The organism is Pantoea sp. GW821-FHT03E06, assembly GCF_059420725.1.
This window is the reverse complement of sequence record NZ_JBWKUG010000002.1, coordinates 224,550-245,787: the sequence shown is the minus strand read 5'-3', so window position 1 is coordinate 245,787 and position 21,238 is coordinate 224,550. Positions and strand designations below refer to the sequence as shown.

Sequence of the window (21,238 nt, the reverse complement as noted above, 5' to 3'; positions counted from 1 at the left end):
CGACTCCGGAGCAACTTCATGATGTGGATTTGGCAGCAGCCTGACTGGCCGCAGTTCCGCTGGCAGGATGAAAAATTATTGCCACGTTTGCGCCAGCTGCAGCAGCAGCGTGGCGTATTACTGGGGCGTGCCAGCGTGCAAGATAATAGCGATCAACAGACGCTGGATACGCTGCTGAGTAACATCCTGGCATCCTCAGCGATTGAAGATGAACGCGTCAATGCGCAGTCGGTAAGATCGTCTCTTGCGCGCCGTTTAGGCGTTTCGCTTAACCAACCTTATCCGGTTTCCGAACGTTCAGAAGGATTGGCAACCATGATGATGGACGCCATCAGCCAGCGCGATGAAGCGCTCACGCTGCCACGTTTGTGCCAGTGGCATCGCTGGTTGTTCCCCGCAAGTGAATGGACGTTCAAGCGATTGAATGTCGGAACGCTGCGCGGTGAAGAGCCGATGCAGGTGGTTTCGGGCCGTATCGATCGACCAACAGTGCATTTCGAAGCGCCACCGCGCGCCGGTTTGGAAGCGCAGCTCAAAGAATTTGTCCGCTGGTTTAATCATAGCCGCGAAGATCCCCTACTTGATCCGCTGCTACGCGCCGCGCTTTGCCACCTGTGGTTTGTCACGCTGCACCCGTTTGATGATGGCAACGGACGTATCACCCGCGCCTTGACCGACCTGGCACTGGCACAGGCCGATAGCCAAAGCATCCGTTTGTATGCCATGTCGGCATCGATTCTGGCGCGACGTGCAGATTATTACCGCATCCTGCAGGAGACGCAGCGTGGTGAACTGGACGTTACGGCCTGGCTGCTGTGGTTTTTCGATGTGCTGAATGACAGCCTGGAGCAAGCGCTGGAGGCCGTTACGCGCACACAAAATAAAGCACGCTTCTGGTTGATGCACAATGCGGCCGAGCTAAGTGCGGAACAAACCCGCGTATTGAATCGTTTGCTGGATGGCGGTGAACAGGGCTTTAGCGACGGCATCAGCGCCGGTCAGTATCAGAAGGTGGCGAAAGTGAGTAAAGCCACGGCGACGCGCCATTTAGCGGAATTAGTGATGAAAGGCTGTCTGGAGAAATTACCCGGCGGCGGGCGCAGCACCCGCTACCAGATCAAACGTTAAAACGCGCCGGTTGCAACATGGTGCGCATGAATGCGCACCCTACGAAGAACCGTGTGATGTCGTAGGGTCGCCATTCATGGCGACCAGCCGGCAGCGTCGTTATCAGGCTGCTTTAACCGCGCGGACTTTCTTTTCCGGCGCTGTCGCTGCTGTTTCAGCATCCGGTTCCACAGACGCGTCAGTAACTTCAGCCGGGTCCACAGCTTCCGCCGCATCACGCTTCACCACGTCCGGGAGCTTGCTGGTACGCAAGATATGCTGCACAGCGTCTTTCTGTTCAGCCAACAGAAGACCCAATGCTTCGGCCTGCGCTTCATCCAGCGCTGGCTGATGCTGCTGCAGCCAATCGGTGAAAGCGTCTGCCATATCCAGCATTTTGTCCCAGGCATCCGCGTCTTTTTTATTGGCAAACGTCATCTTCTCTTCACCCTTTCTGACTACAACATATTTGGTTTCGACTGCCATGATGCACCTCGATTGACTGTATTTATATACAGTATATTCTCATGAAACTTTGCAAGGCAATGACTTTCTGCCCTTAAGCCAGTAATTCTTCCAGAAATAGCGCCAGCGCTTTGCGCGGATCGTCCTCTTCAGAAACGATCATTTCAATGCCCCACTGCCCCAGCACCTCTTTCGCTACCGGATTATTACGGTTGGTAAAAAGATAAGACTTAGGACGTGCAGTGGCCAGGCCGGTGCGTCCCCACATTTTGGTCAGGCGGTAGAATAACAGACGGATGTTAAAATCACTGATGCTGTAGCCCACAAACAATACCGAGTTGCCCATCACGTCGTGCGTCAATTTGATATCGAGCGGAGAGTCGAAATAGAGGCGCTCAAAGTAGCTGCTCTCATCTAAAACTATCGACGTATCGTCATCGAAATCGCCATGCAGCTTAATGATATGGCGTTTATCTTCGGTCAATGACACCAGGTCTGCGGCATTGGCTACCTTGCTATAGGGCACGTTATGCGCTTCATGCGCCATCTCCAGCCAGCGGTCATAATTGGTGGTATAGATGCGTGAGAAATTGCCCTGAGTGATCATGGTGTGAATTTCAGAACTGCGTACGTCGATATCCGGACGATGCCATTCGCGATCCATCCAGCTGCGCAGCGGCCCAAGCGAACCTTTACGCTGCTTATAATATTCCGCTAGCGACAGATGCGTGCCGTAAGTATTGAAGATCTTCGGATCGTAACCCAGCTCTTTAGCCAGATGGGCAATCAACTCATGCCACTCCGGCAGGCCAAGATTGCGCGAGATACCTGCACCCGCAAACAGGATCAGTTTACCGGCGTCGTAGGCGCGTTTGAGCTCCGGTTTCATGCCAGTCCCCGCGATGTTTTCAAGAAGGTAGCGAAGCGATCCAGCGCCAGGCGGCGCATGGAGATCTCATTTTTCAATTCGCCCATTTCGGCAAAGGTTTGCGTGTGGCCTTCCGGGATAAATACGCAGTCCCACTGAAACTCTTGCGGACCGGCAGGCTTGGTGGCAATAGTGCCGCGCAGCTCACCTTCAAACTGATACATTTTTTGTCCGTCACAGTAGCCCAGTACGGTTTTTGCCGTGACGCAGGGACTGTCCAACCCATTCACCAGTTTGGTAAACCGCTCGGCATTGAGACGGCTCCAGAAGATGCGTGTCAGCCCGGCCGGTAAGCCATTTAAGCCGTCCAGATACAGTCCGGTATGCTCAACAAATAGCGGGCGACCAATAATCGAGAACGCCTTAGTGAGCTTATCGCGCACCAATTCAACTTCATTTTCCGTCTGGATCTCTTCAATACGGCGTGCGATAGGAAGAACCTCAACGCCCACCGGCTCAAGGATGGTACGCACCTCGGCCAGCTTTAGCTCATTTGCGGACAGGAATCGTATTTTCATTGCAATCAGTAAGTTAAGAGTGAATTTACGTTCTGAGACAGCCTATTGGTTATGCTTTCATTCTAACGCGTGCAGGGTTAACTGGGTAGAAACAATCTCTAATACAAATATCTCATTACGTAAACCGTGGGATCGGCGTTGATGTTACGTCAGCAATCATCCTGTTTAAGCAAGATCTCAGGTCGACAGCGATAAAAAGCCGATCGGTTTCGAAGTCCTATTGCGCTGGAAGCAGCCTGCTAAAGGATTTATTTCCCAGGTGCGCATAAATGCGCACCCTACGAACTCGTAGGGTCGCCATTAATGGCGACCGGTACAATGCATACTAATCAAAACAGCACTCGCCCAAAACCATCAGTATCGTGGCACAGCGATTCTTAAAAAAAATTAGCGTTTGCCATAAGAAGTGGAAATTAAAAAATACGACCAAGCGCAATCACTTATTAAATGCCGCCATTAAATTCGCAGCCACCTAAATAAAACAAAAAAGCCCACGACTTTTACATCGTGAGCTTTCTCGCAAAATGAGAGCGATTAAAACAATTACTGATAAACAATGCCCGGTGGATTGACTTGAGATGTTTCTACCGCTTCCTCCTGTTCACCCCAGCGCGCCAGCACCTGTTTGTACTGGCCGCTGGCAATCGCGCCGTTAATGGCTTGCTGCAACGCCTCATCTAAGCCATTGCCTTTCTTGGTGGTGACTGCCACCCACGCGCGGAACGGGCCGTGGCCGACGATTTTAGTTTGCCCACGAGAAGCCACTTTCCATGCCGCCATAGCCTGCGGACCAAACGACATATCGGCCCGCCCCGAAAGCAGCGCCAGCGTAGCAGCAGCATCATCGTTGAGATAAATCGGCTGCACCGGCGCTAAACCTTGTGCACGGTTCTTCTCATCCCAACTCAGTAAAATACGCTCCTGATTGGTACCGGAACCGACGATGATGCGTTTACCCGCCACATCTTCCCGTCCTTTAATGGCGCTGATTGGGCTATCCGTTTTAACTGCGAAAGCGTGGTTATCTGCGCGATAGGTAGCGAAATCGAACTTCTTCTTACGCTCCTCGGTCACCGCAATATTGAACATCGCCACATCATAACGACCAGCGGTAATGCCCAGCGGCCAATCTTCCCACGCCGCCGGCACCAGTTTTAGCTTCAGACCAAGGCTATCCGCCAGCAGACGCGCAATATCCGGGTCGCTGCCAATCAGCGTCTTATTATCCGTAGCCCACAAACCGATCGGCGGTGAATTATTGGCCGACGTCGCGACGGTTAAATAACCGGGATTGACGAAATGAAATCCCGCCGGAATTTTGGCAATCGCCTGCGGATTGGCAGCAATATTAATTGGCGCTTCGTTATTCTTTGCATCCAATGTCTCAGCGGCAATAACCGGCGTTGCCAACATCAGTGTCAGTAACGCTGTAATAATGACTCGTTCCATTAAAGTACCCGCGCCAGAAAACGTTTAGTGCGCTCATGACGCGGCTGATTCAGTACCTGATGGCTGCTGCCCTGCTCAACAATGCGGCCGTCGACCATAAACACCACGTTATCGGCCACTTCACGCGCAAAGCCAACTTCATGCGTCACAATCACCAGCGTGGTGCCGGAACGCGCCAGCTTCTTGATCACGTCCAGCACTTCGCCCACCAGCTCGGGGTCGAGCGCCGATGTCGGTTCATCAAATAGCATCACGCGCGGGTTGAGCATCAGCGCCCGCGCAATGGCGATACGCTGCTGCTGCCCGCCCGACAAATGGCGCGGCCAGGCATCGGCTTTGTGGCGCAGTCCCACCACATCCAGCAGATCGCCCGCCCGGTCGATAGCTTCACGCCGCGACAGCTGACGATGCGCAATTGGCGCTTCAATCAGATTTTCCAGCACCGTCAGATGCGGGAACAAGTTGAAGTTCTGGAACACGTAGCCAACGTTGATACGCTGGCGCAGAATCGCCTTTTCCTTCAGCTCATACAGCTTGTCGCCGCGCCGCTGATATCCGATGTAGTCGCCATCGATCTGAATATAGCCTTCATCGACACGCTCCAGATGGTTAATGGTGCGCAGCAGCGTCGATTTACCCGAACCAGATGGCCCGAGGATCACCGTGACCGATCCCGGTTCCAGCTCTAATGACACATCATCCAGCGCTTTTAGCTTGCCGAACGACTTGCTCACGCCGGTAATGCTAATCGCGCCTGCGGCATGCAGATTCTTGCGGTAATCAATGGCTTCGGACATGGGAGAGCTCCTCGGTTGCAGGTTTGGCGCTGCGGTTACGCCATTGACGCCAGCGCGACGGCTGCGGTTCACGCGTGACGCTGCGCGCCAGCCAGCGCTCAACGCTGTGCTGCAGCAGTGACAGCACGGTGGTGATAATCAGATACCAGGCGGCACCCACCATCAGCAGCGGAATCACCTGCTGCGTGCGGTTGTAAATCATCTGGATGGTGTAAAACAGCTCGGGCATCGCCAGCACGTACACCATTGAGGTGCCTTTGGCGAGGCTGATAATTTCGTTAAACGTGGTAGGAATGATCGCGCGCAGCGCCTGCGGCAGAATGATGCGAAACGTACGACGAGAGGATGATAAGCCCAGCGCCGAAGCCGCTTCAAACTGACCGTGGTCGACGCCCAAAAAGCCGCCGCGAATGATCTCGGCGCTGTAGGCGCTCTGCACCAGCGTCAACCCAATCACCGCCGCCGGAAACTGGCCGAGCACGTTGATGGTCTGGAAATGGCCCCACGACAGCGCGGTGAACGGAATCCCGAGCGACAGCGTGTCGTACAGATAGGAGAAGTTGTACAGGATGATCAGCACCACAATCAGCGGCAGCGAGCGAAACAGCCAGATATAGCCGAACGCCAGCGTGCTCAGCAGCCACGATGACGAAAGCCGCGCCAGCGCCAGCAGGCCGCCAAAGATCAGACTGAGAAGGGTGCCGAACAGCGTCAGCAGCAGGGTTTGCCCCAATCCGCTGAGAATCACCGGATCAAAAAACCATTTGGCGAACACGCCCCATTCCCAGCGCGGGTTAAAGGCAACGGAATCGATCACGCTTGCCAGAATAAACAGCGCGACAATCGCGCCGACGGTCCGTGCCGGATAACGCGCCGGCACCACGGTTAAACGTTGTTGATCGCTCATTGTTACTCCTTAGCTGGCCTGCGCCACGCTATGCACATCAATGACTTTCAGGAAGCGCAAGCGTCCATCGTGTGGCGGGCGGCTATAGACTTCCATATCCTCCAGCAGCGCAAACTGCGGCTGGTAACCGTGACCGATATACAATTTCACCGCCTCCGGCTGACGGAAGCCGGTAGTGAGAAACACGCGCTGATAACCGGCGCGCAGCGCACGCCGCTCAAGCTCCTGCAGAATCAGCAACGCCAATCCCTGACGACGCAGATCGCCGCGTGTCCAGATGCGCTTAAACTCGGCGGTGACCGCGTCGTAAGGTTTATACGCGCCCATGGCGATAATTTCGCCGTCGCGTTCCAGCACGATAAACAGCCCGCGCGGCGGCAGATACCATTCGGTTAACTCAACCTCTTTTTGGTTGGTGAAGAAATCGCCGTAGCGCGCGGCGTATTCGCCGAACAGTCCAGTGAGGATGGGCTGCAGTTCAGGCGCTTCTGGCGACACTTCACGGAAAAATTGCTCGCTCATGCGGCCTCCTTAATCGCCCAATCCAGCAGGATTGATTTCGGAACTGTCGATGCGTTCCACGCCTTCACCCCAACGCTTCAGCACCTTGTCGTAATCACCGTTCTTGATCACGCCGTTCAATGCGGTGTTGATCGGCTGTACCAGCCCGCCATCTTTCTTCACCGTCACCGCGATATGCGCCGCTTTTGGCCAACCGCCATCAACGCTACCCACCAAACGCGTCTGCTTAGTCAGCGCCGCTTTCCACGCACCGATCACGTTCGGACCGAAAAAGGCATCCGCACGACCCGACTGCAGCGCCAGCGTTTGTGCTGCATCATCTTTGGTATACACCGGCGTAAACGGCTTCAGCCCTTTGGCTTGATTCTCTTTATCCCAGGCCAACAGGATTGACTCCTGATTGGTGCCCGAGCCGACGATAATGCGCAGTCCGGCGATATCTTCTGCTTTGGTAATCGCCTTGATTGGGCTGGTGGATTTGACGTAAAAGCCGAGCGAATCTTTGCGGTAGGTGGCGAAATCGAAGCGCTCTTTACGCGCTTTGGTGACGGTCACGTTACTGATCGCCGCATCGTATTTGCCCGATGCCACACCCAGCGGCCAGTCTTCCCACGAGGTGGGCACCACGTTGAGTTTTAACCCCAGGCTATCGGCGACTAAGCGGGCGATATCCACTTCGCTGCCGAGCAGAGTTTTGTTGTCATCGCTGAATACCGTTAGCGGCGGCGAGTTGAGCGCGGCGACGGCCACAGTGAATGAACCTGGCACCGCGAAGCGATGTCCGGCCGGAATCTGCGCCACAGCGGCGTCATTCTTCGCGGTATTGATCGGCGTTTTGTTGGCTTCCACACTGACATTCTGACCGTTAACCGCCACATCCTCGGCAAACACGGCGCTGCTCATACCCAGCAGCAGCAGCGCGATAAGGGATTTCTTCTGCATAGCGTTTTCTCGACTCTTATTGTTGTGTGAACTGGTTAAGCGGATCTTTCAGGCCAAAGCTGGCGCGCAGCGTGGTGCCGGGATATTCCGTGCGGGTTAAGCCGCGCGCTTGCAGAATTGGTACCACGCGATCGACAAAGCGTTCGAAGGTGTCGGGCGTGCCGCCCTGAATGATGAAGCCATCGGTGGCTTCACTCTCAAACCACAGCTGCAAACCGTCGGCAACCTGCTCCGGCGTACCGTGAAACAGTGGACGCGGCGTCACGGCCTCTAACGCGGCCTGGCGCAGCGTATGACCGTGCTCGCGCGCTTTGCGTTTGATTTCGTCGGTGGTGCTGCGGAAGCTGTTCTGACCGATATCGCCGAGTTCCGGGAACGGTTCGTCTAGCGGATATTGCGAGAAGTCGTGGTGATCGAAGAAGCGGCCAAGATAGTTGAGCGCATCCTTGATGGAAACCAGCGCCGCGGTGGTTTGGTACTGCTGCTCCACATCTTCCGCGCTGTCGCCCACAATCACGCCCACGCCCTGGAAGATGTGCAAATCGCCCGGCTCGCGACCATTCGCCACCAGCTGCTTTTTCACATCGCGATAGAATGCCTGCGCTTCTTCGCGTGTCGGCTGATGAGTAAAAATGGCATCGGCATGACGCGCCGCCAGCTTTTTACCATCTTCCGATGCACCCGCCTGAAACACCACCGGACGACCTTGCGGCGTGCGTTCGATGTTCAGCGGCCCCTGTACCTGGAAGAAATCGCCGTGGTGATTCAAGGTGTGCAGTTTGCTGGCATCAAAGAACTGGCCGCTCTCCTTATTACGCACGAAGGCATCGCTTTCCCACGAATCCCACAGCCCTTTCACCACTTGCAGATACTCATCGGCAATGCGATAGCGCAGCGCATGTTCCGGATGCTGCTGACGTGAAAAGTTTTTCGCCGATCCTTCCAGCGGTGAAGTCACCACGTTCCAGCCAGCGCGACCGCCGCTCAGATGATCGAGGCTGGCAAACTGACGCGCCACGGTGAAAGGTTCGCTGTACGAAGTGGAAACGGTGCCAACCAACCCGAGATGCTCCGTGACACCCGCCAGCGCCGACAGCAGCGTCAGCGGCTCAAAGCGGTTAAGGAAATGCGGGATCGATTTTTCGTTAATAAACAGACCATCGGCGACAAACAGGAAATCCAGCTTGCCCGCTTCCGCCTTGCGCGCGATGTGTTTGGCATAGTCAAAATTGATACTGGCATCTGCCAGCGCCGCCGGATGACGCCACGCGGACATATTGCCAGATGCGCCATGCAGAATAGTGCCCAATCGCAGTTGTCTTGCAGTCATAATGTTCTCTCTTGTACCAAGGCGCAGCCTGACGGCGACATCGTGTCGCCGTGCAGAACCGGGATTAAATCAGTGAAGCGATCTAGTTCAGAATGGCGTCGCGACATCGCGCATTGAGGTGCTGCAACGCCTGTTGAGCCAGTTGCGTGAAGTAGTGTGCAGCGGGGGCGATCAGCGCTTCATCAGGGTTGAAGCCGCCATGATGCAGACCAAACTCGCTGGCGCTGCCAATGCTGACAAACGCGCCGGGGATCTGCTGTAAGTAGTAGGCAAAATCTTCACCGCCAAGATGCAGCTCGGCGGTTTGCACGCGGTAACCGACTTGCTGCGCCACGTGGCTGGCAAACTGCGCCCAGCGCGCATCGTTCTCCAGCACCGGTGGACCAGGATGCCAGCTAAAGGTGGCGCTGGCGCCGTTGGCTGCCGCGATGTTCTCCACCAGCGTGCGGGCGCGCTGCTCGAGCTCGGCGCGTACCTGTTTATCATGGGTGCGCACCGTGCCGCCAAATTCGGCCTCACCGGGCAACACATTCCAGGTTTTACCAGCGTCGATGCGCGTAACGCTCAGCACTAAGCTGTCCAGCGTATTGAAGCTGCGGCTGGTCAACGATTGCAGCGCCTGAATGATCTGGCTGGCGACCACAATGCTATCAACGCCCTCTTCCGGGTGCGCCGCATGCGCGCCTTTACCGGCCACGCGTACAATAAATTTATCCGCATTGGCATAAAACGCGCCGCCGCGCGTGGCGAAGGTGCCGGTCGGTAAACCGGGTTCGTTATGCATACCGAAAATCGCCTGTACGCCATCCAAAACGCCCGCGTTAATTAATTGGCGTGCACCGGTAGCGTTCTCTTCCGCCGGTTGAAACAGAATACGGATGCGGCCTGGCAACTGATCTTCAATCGCTTTCAGTTGTAATGCCGCACCTAGCATGACGGCGCTGTGCACGTCGTGGCCGCAGGCATGCATCACGCCGCTGTTGCGCGAACGGTAAGTAAGTCCGGTGGCTTCATGGATAGGTAATGCATCGATATCGGCACGCAGCGCAATCAGCGTGTCGCCGCGTCCCACTTCTACCACTACGCCGGTTTCCAGCGGGTAGTCCAGCAGACGCAAACCGGCGTCCTGTAACCAGCGGCGCAGGCGTGCAGTGGTTTCGACTTCGCGACCGGATAATTCCGGCCAGCTGTGCAGCTCGCGCCGCCAGTCGATCAGCTGATGTTCGCTAAATTGCGTCATACCTGCCTCCGGAATCGGCGAATCATGCCGTCACTAAACGGTGCGTGGCTAACAGTTCGAGTGATTTCATGCGCGCATGCTCTTCAGCCACCGGCGTATCAATCACGAACTCTTCAATGCCAAAGTTCTGATGGAGCGCATCCAGCTTGGCATGTACCTGCGCGGCGGTGCCTTTCAGCAGCGAAGGCGTACGTGGTTCAATCACGTAATCGCTGTAGCCGCCCTGACGCACATAGCGCTCCGCCTGCTCGACGCTGCCGACGTTAACGCTGGGGCCATCTTTCACGCTGACGTGATAGACGCGCAGGTTGTCCACCAGCAGATCGGCTTCCGCCGGCGAATCCGCCACCACCACCTGCACCGCCACCAATGCACGCTGGCCATTGCTGTGCTGACGATAGCTATTGAGGACTTTCTCCATCAGCTGTGGATCGCCGTTATGATGCGCAGCGAACACCAGCTGCCAGCCGAGTTCAGCTGCCAGTTTGGCGCTCTCTTCGCTTGCACCTAACAGAAAACGGTTCGCCGGACGCGGCGGCTGCGGCGTAGCGCGCAGAATCTCTTCATCTCCCACCGGTGGCACCTGCAGCCAGCTATCCAGCAGCGTCAGCTGCTCCGCGAAGCTGCCTTTCTCCTGCAGATGGACGCCGAGCTGCAGCGCCCGCGTGGAGAGCGGCAAGCCACCCGGCGCTTTACCGACGCCGATATCAATACGACCCGGAGCCAGCGAGGCTAATAAGTTGAAGTTTTCCGCCACTTTGTAGGGACTGTAATGCTGCAGCATCACGCCGCCGGAGCCGACGCGGATATGCTGGGTCTGGCCGATAATCCAGGCGATCAGCAGTTCCGGCGAAGGGCTCGCCAGACGATCGGTATTATGATGTTCCGCTAACCAAAAGCGGTGATAGCCCCAGGCTTCCGCCTGCTGCGCTAACTGTAAAGTGCGATGTAGCGCGTGACTGGCCGTCTCTCCATCGGCAATCGGCGATTTATCCAGCAAACTCAGTCGGTATGACATGCGCCTTATCCTTTTTGTAGTGAATATGACGAGTAGTTTGGTGTGGTAATCGCTATTTCGTAAAACAACAAATCCGAGATAGAGAATATGAAAAATAGAAATAGCGTTAATGACAAATAATAACTACCTAACATTTATAGCGGCGTAATTTATTGCGCGACAAATAGCATCGCTACAGCATGTGGGTTGCGTGATCCCGGCACTTCCTCGTTTAGCACGAGAACATAACGGCTTTCCTGCTATATCGTGTACCTGCGCAGGGCTTTGCTTTTTTTCGGCATAGCTAAGTGAATTTCCAGCAAACTCCCGCGCAGCGCATGGCTGAAAGCGAACATTACGCCAATGAAGAGCTCTGATAAAAGCCGCAGCAGATTGCGACAGTAAGGAAGCAATTAAAATCATAAAGCAAGAGGAATGTACTTATTTGATGATGATATAATACTTATTATTGTCTGAGAGGTAGCTTTAAGAACAGAGTCAAATTTTAATCGGTGATATTTTTCACAAAACCCTTTCATAATTATGTTGTTGTAAAATGAAAATGGTTATGATGTGAGGTCACTTGGCAGGAGCATGATAGAAATGGATGACTTATTAATTAAAAAGCGATTAATTAATGCTGGATTCACAACAAAAGAAATAAATTTCATTGCTTACTGGGCGGAAAAAGAGCAACTAACAATAATTGAAATTATTAAGGATTTGAGAGCAAGATTCATTGGAGGAATTTTTATAAGATTACTAGTCACTACTTTTTGTGCCTGGTGCTTTTTCAAGGGAGACTACAACATGGTTGTAATCGGCATCCCATTGATTTTTTTATTTATAATGGCTGAAGTGTTTTTTCCTTTAAAATTAGGCTTTAAAACCTTTTCAAAGTACAAGCATATAAAATAATAATCTTGAATAACTTCCATTTTTTAACATTTTTAGATCCTTTAAGAAAAATAATAGGTTACTGAGAATCCCCATATACTGAATTTACAGCAAGGCCATCACCAGCAATTAATGTTAACCGTTTGAGAAATTAGATTAGACATGCAGACATAACTAAGAGTAAAAACATCATTCAAAATATCTTTATTGATAAGACATTTTGTTTTTATACTGTATAATCTTATCGTGATGCAGTGTTTTTTTTAAAATTAAAGGCAATAATACTATGGGCGTGAGCGAAAAAAAACTATTAGAGTCAGGCTTTAGCCATTCAGACATGATAAAAATAAAAAACAACATTGATAGCTATGGCGGTTCAATTGATGAAGCCATCAGAGATCTTGCGAAACGTTTCTCTATATTTATCTTTGTTGTTTTTTGTTGCCTTACTGCTCTTATACTATTATTTATTTTCGGGTCGAAAGAAAGTATCTTTTCAGGTTCTATAGGAATATCCTGCGGTATAGTGGTGGCAGCGCTTTCTCAACCACCAATTTTAGCCTATAAATCCTGGCGTCATTTAAAAAAATCCCGAAACTAATCAACCGACCTCTCAGTGCTAATTAGGTCATATATTACTTTTGCTTTTATACCATAACCAACAATCTTCATCGTTAACTTTGGTTTACTCATGGTGTCTACTTTTCTATAATAATCACGAGGAAGCCATCTAAAAAGACGCCACGCTTCTGTTCTTCTTGTTAACCCAAAAATACTGTATGCACTAGCACCCAATGAGATAGCATTATAAAATGCCAAACCAGACTCAGGCTTAAACCCCATAAAACTGGCAGTATCCATAGCTGCATTTGCAACGATTCCTTCAGAGTCCGGATTTTCACTATAATAAAGATTATTAACTTCCTTTGTTATACCATTTATACCATCTACAAAAAGAATTGCCCCTGCAAGCACGCCGATTGGTGTCATTGTCGACATCATTATCATTCCACCAAATAGAGCAACTCCAGAAATAACAATATGAACTGCAGAAATGACATATCCAACCACTTTATTATTTTCACGAATAACTTCAACTTTAGCATAAATTTTTGCAGTCTCCATACGCAGCATACGCCCCTGCTCTTCAAGACTTACGTTCTCTTCTCTTAGTTTTTTTATGCATGCGAGACACTCTTCATCAGATTCTGCTCTGCTAGCTATTGAAAACTGCTCTTCGATTAAACTTTTTATTTCTTGAACAAAGTTCAAACGAGTCATAGCATCCTGAAGATGATTAGATGAAAGTGAATTAGCTGTCTGGATTAATATTCTGGCTTCCTGATTAAGCATTGTCTCAGCCCAAAGTCTGTTTCTTCCACCCGAGTGCATCATATTAATCAATAATGAGTCCATACTTACCCCTATACATTATAAAATCAACACAACATTTAAGACCTAGGCATTCAAAGCCATTAATTAAATAAACTTTATCGCTCACTAAATAATGATAGCTGCTAGTCGCTTTACTAAGGGATACTAACCTCAGCCACGACTCAAAGTTATGTTCAGCTAAGCTTATAAAAGATAACTACCGTCTCATTGAATATGAAAGTAATTTAACCGGGACATTACATCATAATTGAATTTTCCCTTATTACTTTCCCAGCCTTAATCACTATACATGTTCAAATTAACGCAAAATCAGTCTCTTCATACAAACCGATCAGAATATGCGCAGAGCTTCACTTATCACGTGTACTGAATCGTGTTGCTACATTACGCCTTACGATGTGACTTTCTATCTATTTATCATTTTCGGCAAAGCTTAGTGCAATTCATTGGTTCAACTCGCGGGTGCAGCATTTGATGATGAAAACCGCCCGTCGGGCTATTGATAAAAAAGGGAAACACCATGACTAAGCAATTTCACTTGCAGGCGCTAAGTTTAGCCCTGCTATCAGGGATTTTTAGCGCCCACGCGGCGGATACGCCGGTCAAAGGCGGCACACTGATTTATCTTGAACAGCAGGCGCATACCAATCTCTATCCGCCTGCCGGTGGTTTTTATCCTAATGGCGGTATTCTGAATCAAATCACCGATAAGCTGACGTGGCAAAATCCCAAAACCTTGCAGGTTGAGCCGTGGATTGCCGAAAGCTGGAGTAGCAACGCTGATAAAACCGAATACACCTTTAAAATTCGTCCCGGCGTGACGTTTTCTGATGGCACGCCATTAGATGCGAACGCGGTAGCGAAAAACTTTGATACCTACGGGCTGGGAAATAAAGCCCAGCGCTTGCCGGTTTCTGAAGTGATTAATAATTACGATCGCAGTGAGGTTATTGATCCGCTAACGGTGAAATTCTATTTCAAAAAACCGTCCCCAGGGTTTTTGCAGGGCACGGCGACCATTGGATCCGGTCTTGTTTCCCTCAGCACTCTGCAGCGTAGCTTCGATCAGCTAGGCGATGCGCGCCATATCATTGGCTCCGGGCCGTTTGTGGTCAGCGATGAAAAACTCGGGCGCGAAGTCGATTTAACCACTCGCAAAGATTACCAGTGGGGCCCGAAAAACCTCGCGCAGCAAGGGCCAGCGAATCTCGACGGCATCAAGTTCATCGTCACGCCGGAAGACAGCGTACGCATTGGCGCACTGCTGGCCGGTCAGGCCGACTTTATCCGTCAGGTACAAGCCTATGACGAGAAGCAGGCGCAGCAGCAAAACTTCCCGATTTATGCTGCGCCTACGCGCGGCGTCAACGACAGCATCAGCTTCCGCCCGGATAACCCGCTGGTCAGCGATGTGAAAGTGCGTCAGGCGCTATTGCACGCCACCAACGCGCAGCAGGTGGTGCAAACCCTGTTCTCGCCGAACTACCCGCAGGCCACCTCGGTGATCGCCACCTCGGCGGCCGGTTACGTCAATCTGTCCGACAAACTGAAATATGATCCTACGCTGGCGAAAAAGCTGCTGGATGAAGCGGGTTGGAAACCGGGCAGCGACGGCATTCGCGAGAAGGATGGCAAGAAGCTGGCGCTAGCGGTTTATGAATCCTTGCCGCAGCCGCAAAACAAAGAAGTGCTGCAGCTGGTGGCACAGCAGTGGCGTCAGGTGGGCGTAGCGCTGGCGGTTAAAGCCGGTGATGCCGGTAGCCGCGTGCTGGATAACCTCGATCCGCTGAAAACCCCGCTGGTGGTATCAGAAGTGGGCCGCGCCGATCCCGACGTGGTGAAAAGCCAGTTCTACCCGACTAACCGCGATGCGCTGCTGCAGAAAGGCGGCTCCAGCGACAAGGTGCAGAACTTCCGCGACGACAAGCTCAATACGCTATTGCTGAGCATCTCCTCTGAGGTCGATCCGGCCAAGCGTCTGGCGGTGACCGGCGATGCGCAGCGTTATCTGCTCGAACAGGCCTATGTCATTCCGATTTTTGAAGAGCCACAGGTCTTTGCCGGTGCGCCATGGCTAAAAGGCATCGATTTTGAGGCCGTAGGTCGACCGTCGTTCTACGGCGCGTGGCTGGAAAAACATTAAGGCAGGCTAATGATGCAACGTTCACTGCTGCGAAAAGTGGGTCAAAGCGTTTTGGTGCTGTGGGCCGCGTTTACCCTGTCGTTCTTTCTGCTGCAGGTGCTGCCCGGCGATGCGGTGCTGATCAAGTTTCAGAACCCGGATCTGGGCCTCAGCCCGGATCAAATCGCCGAAATGCGCCTGGCTTACGGCGCGGATAATCCGCTCTGGCAGCAGTACGTGCACACGCTGCTGGCGATGTTGCGCGGCGATTTCGGTTACTCGGTGCAGGCAGGCGTGCCGGTCAGCGAACAGCTGGTTAGCAACCTGCCTGCCACGCTGCAACTGGCGCTGCTCGGTTTTGCGCTCGCCACGCTGATTGCGTTTGCATTGGCGGCGCTGTCGCGTTTGCCCAGGCTGCGCTTCCTGCGTTCAGTGCTGCAATCGGTGCCCGCGCTGTTTATCTCGCTGCCCACCTTTTGGCTCGGCATCGCGCTGATTCAGCTGTTCTCCTTCCAGCTGCGCTGGATTCCGGTGATCAACCCTTCAGCGCTACAAGGCCTGATCCTGCCAGTCATTACCGTGGCGATTCCAATCTCCGCGCCGCTGGCGCAGATTCTGTTGCGCAGCATTGATCAGGTTTCCACCCAGCCGTTTGTGGCGGTGGCGCGTGCCAAAGGAGCCAGCGAAAGCCACGTATTGTGGCATCACGTGATGCGCAATGCGCTGCTGCCGGTACTTAACGTCGCCGGTTTACTGCTCGGCGAACTGATTGCCGGTGCGCTGATTACCGAAACCGTATTTGGCCTGAGCGGCATTGGCCAGCTGACGCAGCAGGCGGTAAATAATCAGGACGTCGCGGTGTTACAAGCGGTGGTGATGATCTCCGCGCTGGCCTTTGTGCTGATTAACCTGCTGGTCGATGCGCTGATGCCGCTGTTCGACCCGCGCCTGCAATCCATTGCCGGAGGCCACCGATGAGCCTGGTCGATTATTCAACTGCGCGTCACAGCAACGGCAACGCACGGGCGGCGCGCGCGCTACATATCCAGCCAGGTTTGTGGCTGGCGTGGGGCGTGATGCTACTGGCGCTGCTGGCGGCCTTTGCGCCCAGTTTGTTTACCCATTTCAGCCCAACCGAAGGCGTGCCCGGCGCGCAACGTCTGCCACCGCAGGCCGCGTACTGGCTCGGCACCGATCAGCTGGGTCGCGATCTCTATACGCGCATCATCTATGGGGCCTCACAATCATTGGCTGCAGCCGTTGCGGCGGTGGCGATGGGCCTGATTGGCGGCACCTCACTTGGCGTGCTGGCGGGCGCGATTGGCGGTCGCACCGAAAACGCCTTAATGCGTCTGGTGGATGTGCTGCTGTCAATTCCGTCGCTACTGCTGTCGCTCAGTATTCTGATTCTGCTCGGCTTCGGCACCGTGCATGCCGCGCTGGCGGTGGGCATTGCGTCAATTGCCAGCTTCGCCCGCCTGGCGCGTGGTGAAGTGGTGCGCGTGCGCCGCAGTGAGTTTGTTGAGGCGGCTTACGGCAGCGGCGGCAGCTTCTGGCGCGTGCTGTGGCGCCACATTTTACCCAACTCGTTGACGGCGGTAATCGCCTTTGCCGCCCTGCAGTTTGGCCAGGCAATTTTGGCACTCTCCACGCTGAGCTTCCTCGGCTATGGCACGCCGCCGCCAACGCCGGAATGGGGGTTGCTGATCGACGAAGGGCGTAACTATCTGGCAACCGCCTGGTGGCTCACCACCTTCCCCGGCATCGTGGTGGTTGCGGTGGTGCTGGCCGCCAATCGCATCAGCCGCCAGCTGGCAGGAGGTGACGCATGAGCGCGTTATTAGCCATTGAGAATTTAACCCTGAGCTATCGCCAGCGCGGCGAATGGCGCGCGGTGGTACATAACGTCAGCTTTGAATTGCAGCCTGGTGAAATGGTGGCGCTGGTCGGGGAATCCGGTTCCGGCAAAACCACCACCGCGCAGGCCATTATTGGCCTGATGGCGGAGAACGGTCGCCGTGACAGCGGCAAGATTGTGCTGAACGGCACCGATATCGCCGGTTGGTCGTCAAAACGGCTCGATAGCCTACGTGGCGTTAACATCAGCTTAGTGCCGCAGGATCCGGGCAACTCGCTCAATCCGGTGAAAACCATCGGCGATCAGGTGGGTGAAATGTTGCAGCTGCACCTGAAAATCAGCCAAGCCGAGCGCCAGCAGCGTGTGCTTGAGTTGCTGCAAAAAGTGGGTTTGAGCCATCCGGAGCAGCGCCTGAAGCAGTATCCGCATCAACTCTCCGGCGGCATGAAACAGCGGGTGCTGATTGCCATCGCCCTCGCCCTGCGTCCACAAATCATCATCGCCGATGAACCGACCAGCGCGCTGGATGTGACGGTGCAAAAGCGCATCCTCGATCTACTGGACGTGCTGCGCCGCGAATCGGGCACCGCGGTGCTGTTCGTTACGCACGATTTAGCGCTGGCAGCAGAACGCGCCGATCGTTTGCTGGTATTCCGTCACGGCGAGGTGCAGGAGCAAGGACCGGCGCAGCAGGTGATCAACGCGCCGCAGCATCCGTATACGCGTCAGCTGCTGCAGGATGCCGATCCCGGTGAAACCGCGCTGGCCGTTCCTGCCCGGGCCAACTTCTCATCGCCGGCGATTCAGCTCTCCGGCATCAATAAACTGTTTTCCCTCGGTCGCAATCATCAGTTGCAGGTGGCAAAAGCGGTGAGCGTTACCGTCGCGCGCGGCACCACGCACGCGCTGGTCGGCGAATCCGGTTCGGGTAAAACCACGCTGGCGCGCATTCTGCTGGGATTTGAGCAAGCCGATAGCGGACGCGTAGTCATTGACGGCATCGATGCCACCGCGTTGCGCGGTGAAGCGCAGCGCCAACTGCGCCGCAAGATTCAGTTTGTGTATCAGAACCCGTTTGCTTCGCTCGATCCGCGCCAGACGCTGTTCGCCATTATTGAAGAGCCACTGCTTAACTTCGAAAAACTCAGTCGCGAAGCGCGTCGTCAGCGCGTTGAAGCGGTGGCGCAACGTGTTGCCCTGCCGCTGGAGTTTTTGACACGTAAACCACGCGAGTTGTCTGGCGGCCAGCGTCAGCGTGTAGCGATTGCACGCGCCCTGATCCTGCAGCCGGCGATTTTGGTGTTGGATGAAGCCACCTCGGCGCTGGATGTCACGGTGCAGGCGCAAATTCTGCAGCTGCTGCAGCAGCTGCAGCGTGAACTCGGCCTCACTTACTTATTCATCACTCACGATCTCGCCACCGTGCGGCGTATTGCGCACAGCGTTACCGTGCTGCGTGCTGGTGAAGTGGTGGAGCAAGGTGACACCGTCACGCTCTTTACTGCGCCTCAGCATGCGTATACGCAAGCGCTGATTGACGCAATCCCCGCTTTCCGTCCGCTGATTAAGGAGTCTGCATGACGCGTAAACGTATTGGCTTTTTCACCCGCCTGTTGGATGACACCACGGCACAGCAGCGCTATCGCCTGGCCACCGAACAGATTCAACATGCCGAGCGCACCGGTTTTGACAGCGCGTGGATTGCCCAGCACCACTTTCACGAGAAGGAAGGCGGCCTGCCGTCGCCGCTGCTGTTTCTGGCGCACGTTGCCGCGCACACCCGCACCATTCGCCTCGGTACCGGCATCATCACGCTAGCGATGGAGAACGCGCTGCGCGTCGCCGAGGATACCGCGGTGTTGGATTTGCTGAGTAACGGGCGGCTGGAAGTGGGACTCGGTTCAGGCGGCACCGCCACCTCGTTTCTGCCGTTCGGCATCACTATCGACCAACGCGCCAACGTGTTTGCCGATCATCTGCATCAGCTACTCAGCGCATGGCGCGGCGATATGCTGGGACACCCGGATAATCATCTTTATCCCGCCGCGCCAACGTTGGCCCAACGCGTGTGGATCGCCACCTTCTCAGTGGAAGGTGCGGCACGCGCCGGCCAGGCCGGCCACGGTTTGATGCTGTCGCGCACCCAGCCGCGCCCGGCGGATCAACCTGATTTAACGCTCGATCAGATGCAGAACCCGATGATCGATGCCTATCTGGCGGCGTTACCGCCAGGCATCGCGCCACGCATTCTGGCATCGCGCACTGCCTTTGTGGCTGATTCTAACGATTATGCACGCCGTCTCGCCGAGCCGGGCCTGCAGCGCCAGGCCGACCATTTCCGCGCATCAGGACATGTGGTTGGCCACACGCTGGACGAACAGGCGCGCCAGCTGGATGCGCATTTTGGTGATGCCGATCGGGTGCGTCAATCGCTGCTGGCCGATACCGTGTTGCAACGCGTCACCGACATCAGTTTCCAGGTGCACTCCATCGATCCACCGCACGCCGACATTTTGCGTTCCATTGAACTGATTGCTGACCATATCGCGCCCGCGCTGCGGGGTTAAATCAGTAGCGGTCGCCATGAATGGCGACCCTACGGCAGGGTTTGTAGGGTCGCCATTTATGGCGACCTACTGATGCTTTAACTGGAGAATTGTATGTCCCAACCGTTTGATTTACTTAATGCGCTGGCCGATATCGATCCCGCTTCCGAACTGGCGCAAGCCCGTGCCGAACGCGCCGCCGCCACGCAGCATACGCAAGGCAGCTACGATGTCTTGTTTACGCAAGATGATGAGGATTTCCCGTTAGCCGAACGCTTTGCGCTCGCCGCACAGGCCGCGGCCTGGCACGGTGTAAGCGCGCTGCAGGCGCATTATCAGCAGCAGGCGCAATCGCAATCACATAACGCACGCTTTGAAGCGGGTTTAGCGTTTGCTGAACTGCTCAGTCGGCATCCAGTGGATGCCGCGCCGCAGCACATCGACACGCTGCAACATGCCGGCTGGTCGCCGCGCGGTATCGTCACCCTGGCGCAGCTGATTGCGTTTGTCAGCTTCCAGAGCCGTTTGCTGCTCGGTTTGCGTTTACTGAATGGCGAAGAGACGGCTGCGCAGCCGCATGCGGTAGCCGGAAAGTGGCACGATGCGCCGTTAACCCTGAGCGGCAAAACCGCCCTCACCGCCTTTACCCAGCAGGAACTCGGCTGGGAGCCGTGGCTGGCGGCGAAACCGCTCAATGAATTTAGCGCTGACGAGCAGGCCACGCTGGCGAAGTTCGGCCACAGCGATTCCGATTACTTCCGCCTGCTGGGACGCAACCAGCCGCTGCTGGAGCAGCGTACGCTCACCGATAAAGGCATCTTCTACACCGCTGGTGGACTTTCGCGCGCGGAACGCGAACTCGCCGCCACGGTGGTAAGCAAGGTCAACGGCTGCATTTACTGCGCCTCGGTTCACGCGCGCAAAGCCAGCCAGCTCTCGAAGGATGAACCGGCAGTACAGAAGCTGCTGAATGTCGCGCCGGGTGCCGAGCTGTCGCACGGACAATCGGCGCGCTGGGCGGCGCAGATCGATCTGGTTGCGACATTATCGATCACCCCGGCCGCCACCAGCCTGAAGCAGCTGCACGCGCTGCGCGATCAGGGATTCAGCACGCTGGAACTGCTGGATCTGATTCAATCCGCGGCCTTTTTCGCCTGGGCTAACCGCCTGATGCTGACGCTCGGCGAACCCTTCTTACCGGCACAAACCCAAGGATGA

Annotated in this window: 21 protein-coding genes; 9 read left to right on the top strand and 12 right to left on the bottom strand. The window is 54.5% G+C overall.

The genetic code is table 11. From position 1 onward, the window contains the following. The first annotated feature begins 21 nt into the window (after nt 1-21). Nucleotides 22-1,128 (top strand): Fic family protein, encoded by a 1,107-nt coding sequence (locus AC07WB_RS20675; protein ID WP_494941446.1) that lies wholly within the window; start codon nt 22-24, stop codon nt 1,126-1,128. A gap of 102 nt (nt 1,129-1,230) precedes the next feature. Here AC07WB_RS20675 and AC07WB_RS20670 read toward each other — a convergent pair whose 3' ends face one another. The 11 genes from AC07WB_RS20670 to AC07WB_RS20620 form a co-directional block, all read right to left on the bottom strand. Next, entirely contained in the window at nt 1,231-1,593 is a 363-nt protein-coding gene (locus AC07WB_RS20670; RefSeq protein WP_494941203.1) for a YebG family protein, read from the bottom strand. Nucleotides 1,594-1,666: 73 nt separating this feature from the next. Then, nucleotides 1,667-2,461, bottom strand: a complete 795-nt coding sequence (locus tag AC07WB_RS20665; protein WP_008108794.1) for an SIR2 family protein — start codon at nt 2,459-2,461, stop codon at nt 1,667-1,669. Further along, nucleotides 2,458-3,018, bottom strand: coding sequence for a non-canonical purine NTP pyrophosphatase (locus AC07WB_RS20660; protein ID WP_009128449.1), 561 nt, complete (start codon nt 3,016-3,018; stop codon nt 2,458-2,460). The genes AC07WB_RS20665 and AC07WB_RS20660 overlap by 4 nt, the downstream gene beginning before the upstream one ends. Before the next feature lie 543 nt (nt 3,019-3,561). After that, the gene (locus tag AC07WB_RS20655) at nt 3,562-4,467 is read right to left on the bottom strand and encodes an ABC transporter substrate-binding protein (RefSeq protein ID WP_494941202.1); all 906 of its coding nucleotides are present in this window, start codon (nt 4,465-4,467) and stop codon (nt 3,562-3,564) included. Beyond that, on the bottom strand, nt 4,467-5,264 hold the full coding sequence (locus AC07WB_RS20650) for an amino acid ABC transporter ATP-binding protein (protein ID WP_097097794.1): 798 nt from the start codon (nt 5,262-5,264) through the stop codon (nt 4,467-4,469). The genes AC07WB_RS20655 and AC07WB_RS20650 overlap by 1 nt, the downstream gene beginning before the upstream one ends. After that, nucleotides 5,248-6,171, bottom strand: a complete 924-nt coding sequence (locus AC07WB_RS20645; RefSeq protein ID WP_097097793.1) for an amino acid ABC transporter permease — start codon at nt 6,169-6,171, stop codon at nt 5,248-5,250. Before AC07WB_RS20645 ends, AC07WB_RS20650 begins: the two co-directional genes overlap by 17 nt. Before the next feature lie 9 nt (nt 6,172-6,180). After that, nucleotides 6,181-6,693 (bottom strand): GNAT family N-acetyltransferase, encoded by a 513-nt coding sequence (locus AC07WB_RS20640; RefSeq protein WP_400457883.1) that lies wholly within the window; start codon nt 6,691-6,693, stop codon nt 6,181-6,183. 9 nt (nt 6,694-6,702) lie between these two features. Then, nucleotides 6,703-7,635 carry an ABC transporter substrate-binding protein gene (locus tag AC07WB_RS20635; protein WP_097097791.1) on the bottom strand — a complete coding sequence of 311 codons (933 nt, stop codon included), beginning with the start codon at nt 7,633-7,635 and terminating at the stop codon, nt 6,703-6,705. 16 nt (nt 7,636-7,651) lie between these two features. Further along, complete coding sequence (locus tag AC07WB_RS20630) at nt 7,652-8,965, bottom strand: LLM class flavin-dependent oxidoreductase (RefSeq protein WP_494941201.1); 1,314 nt, start codon at nt 8,963-8,965, stop codon at nt 7,652-7,654. Nucleotides 8,966-9,047: 82 nt separating this feature from the next. Further along, entirely contained in the window at nt 9,048-10,205 is a 1,158-nt protein-coding gene (locus tag AC07WB_RS20625; protein WP_494941200.1) for an amidohydrolase, read from the bottom strand. 22 nt (nt 10,206-10,227) lie between these two features. Beyond that, nucleotides 10,228-11,223, bottom strand: a complete 996-nt coding sequence (locus AC07WB_RS20620; protein WP_494941199.1) for an MsnO8 family LLM class oxidoreductase — start codon at nt 11,221-11,223, stop codon at nt 10,228-10,230. Nucleotides 11,224-11,805: 582 nt separating this feature from the next. Here AC07WB_RS20620 and AC07WB_RS20615 point away from each other — a divergent pair. Both AC07WB_RS20615 and AC07WB_RS20610 read left to right on the top strand, forming a co-directional pair. Continuing rightward, the gene (locus tag AC07WB_RS20615) at nt 11,806-12,120 is read left to right on the top strand and encodes a hypothetical protein (RefSeq protein WP_494941198.1); all 315 of its coding nucleotides are present in this window, start codon (nt 11,806-11,808) and stop codon (nt 12,118-12,120) included. A gap of 265 nt (nt 12,121-12,385) precedes the next feature. Beyond that, complete coding sequence (locus AC07WB_RS20610) at nt 12,386-12,700, top strand: hypothetical protein (RefSeq protein ID WP_097097786.1); 315 nt, start codon at nt 12,386-12,388, stop codon at nt 12,698-12,700. Here the strand turns inward: AC07WB_RS20610 and AC07WB_RS20605 are convergent. Continuing rightward, entirely contained in the window at nt 12,697-13,515 is an 819-nt protein-coding gene (locus tag AC07WB_RS20605) for a DUF4225 domain-containing protein (protein ID WP_494941197.1), read from the bottom strand. The genes AC07WB_RS20610 and AC07WB_RS20605 overlap by 4 nt on opposite strands. A 499-nt stretch (nt 13,516-14,014) precedes the next feature. Here AC07WB_RS20605 and AC07WB_RS20600 point away from each other — a divergent pair, with 499 nt between their 5' ends. The 6 genes from AC07WB_RS20600 to AC07WB_RS20575 all read left to right on the top strand — a co-directional run bounded on the left by AC07WB_RS20600 (nt 14,015) and on the right by AC07WB_RS20575 (nt 21,238). Then, nucleotides 14,015-15,637, top strand: a complete 1,623-nt coding sequence (locus AC07WB_RS20600) for a TIGR04028 family ABC transporter substrate-binding protein (RefSeq protein ID WP_494941196.1) — start codon at nt 14,015-14,017, stop codon at nt 15,635-15,637. 12 nt (nt 15,638-15,649) lie between these two features. After that, the gene (locus AC07WB_RS20595; protein ID WP_494941445.1) at nt 15,650-16,594 is read left to right on the top strand and encodes an ABC transporter permease; all 945 of its coding nucleotides are present in this window, start codon (nt 15,650-15,652) and stop codon (nt 16,592-16,594) included. After that, a complete protein-coding gene (locus tag AC07WB_RS20590; protein WP_494941195.1) occupies nt 16,591-17,448 on the top strand; it encodes an ABC transporter permease in 858 nt (285 codons plus the stop codon). The genes AC07WB_RS20595 and AC07WB_RS20590 overlap by 4 nt, the downstream gene beginning before the upstream one ends. Further along, on the top strand, nt 17,445-19,055 hold the full coding sequence (locus tag AC07WB_RS20585; RefSeq protein ID WP_494941194.1) for a dipeptide ABC transporter ATP-binding protein: 1,611 nt from the start codon (nt 17,445-17,447) through the stop codon (nt 19,053-19,055). Before AC07WB_RS20590 ends, AC07WB_RS20585 begins: the two co-directional genes overlap by 4 nt. Beyond that, nucleotides 19,052-20,041: a putative FMN-dependent luciferase-like monooxygenase gene (locus tag AC07WB_RS20580; RefSeq protein WP_494941193.1), complete on the top strand. Its 990-nt coding sequence runs from the start codon at nt 19,052-19,054 to the stop codon at nt 20,039-20,041. Before AC07WB_RS20585 ends, AC07WB_RS20580 begins: the two co-directional genes overlap by 4 nt. 93 nt (nt 20,042-20,134) lie before the next feature. Further along, the gene (locus tag AC07WB_RS20575) at nt 20,135-21,238 is read left to right on the top strand and encodes an alkylhydroperoxidase domain protein (RefSeq protein WP_097097780.1); all 1,104 of its coding nucleotides are present in this window, start codon (nt 20,135-20,137) and stop codon (nt 21,236-21,238) included.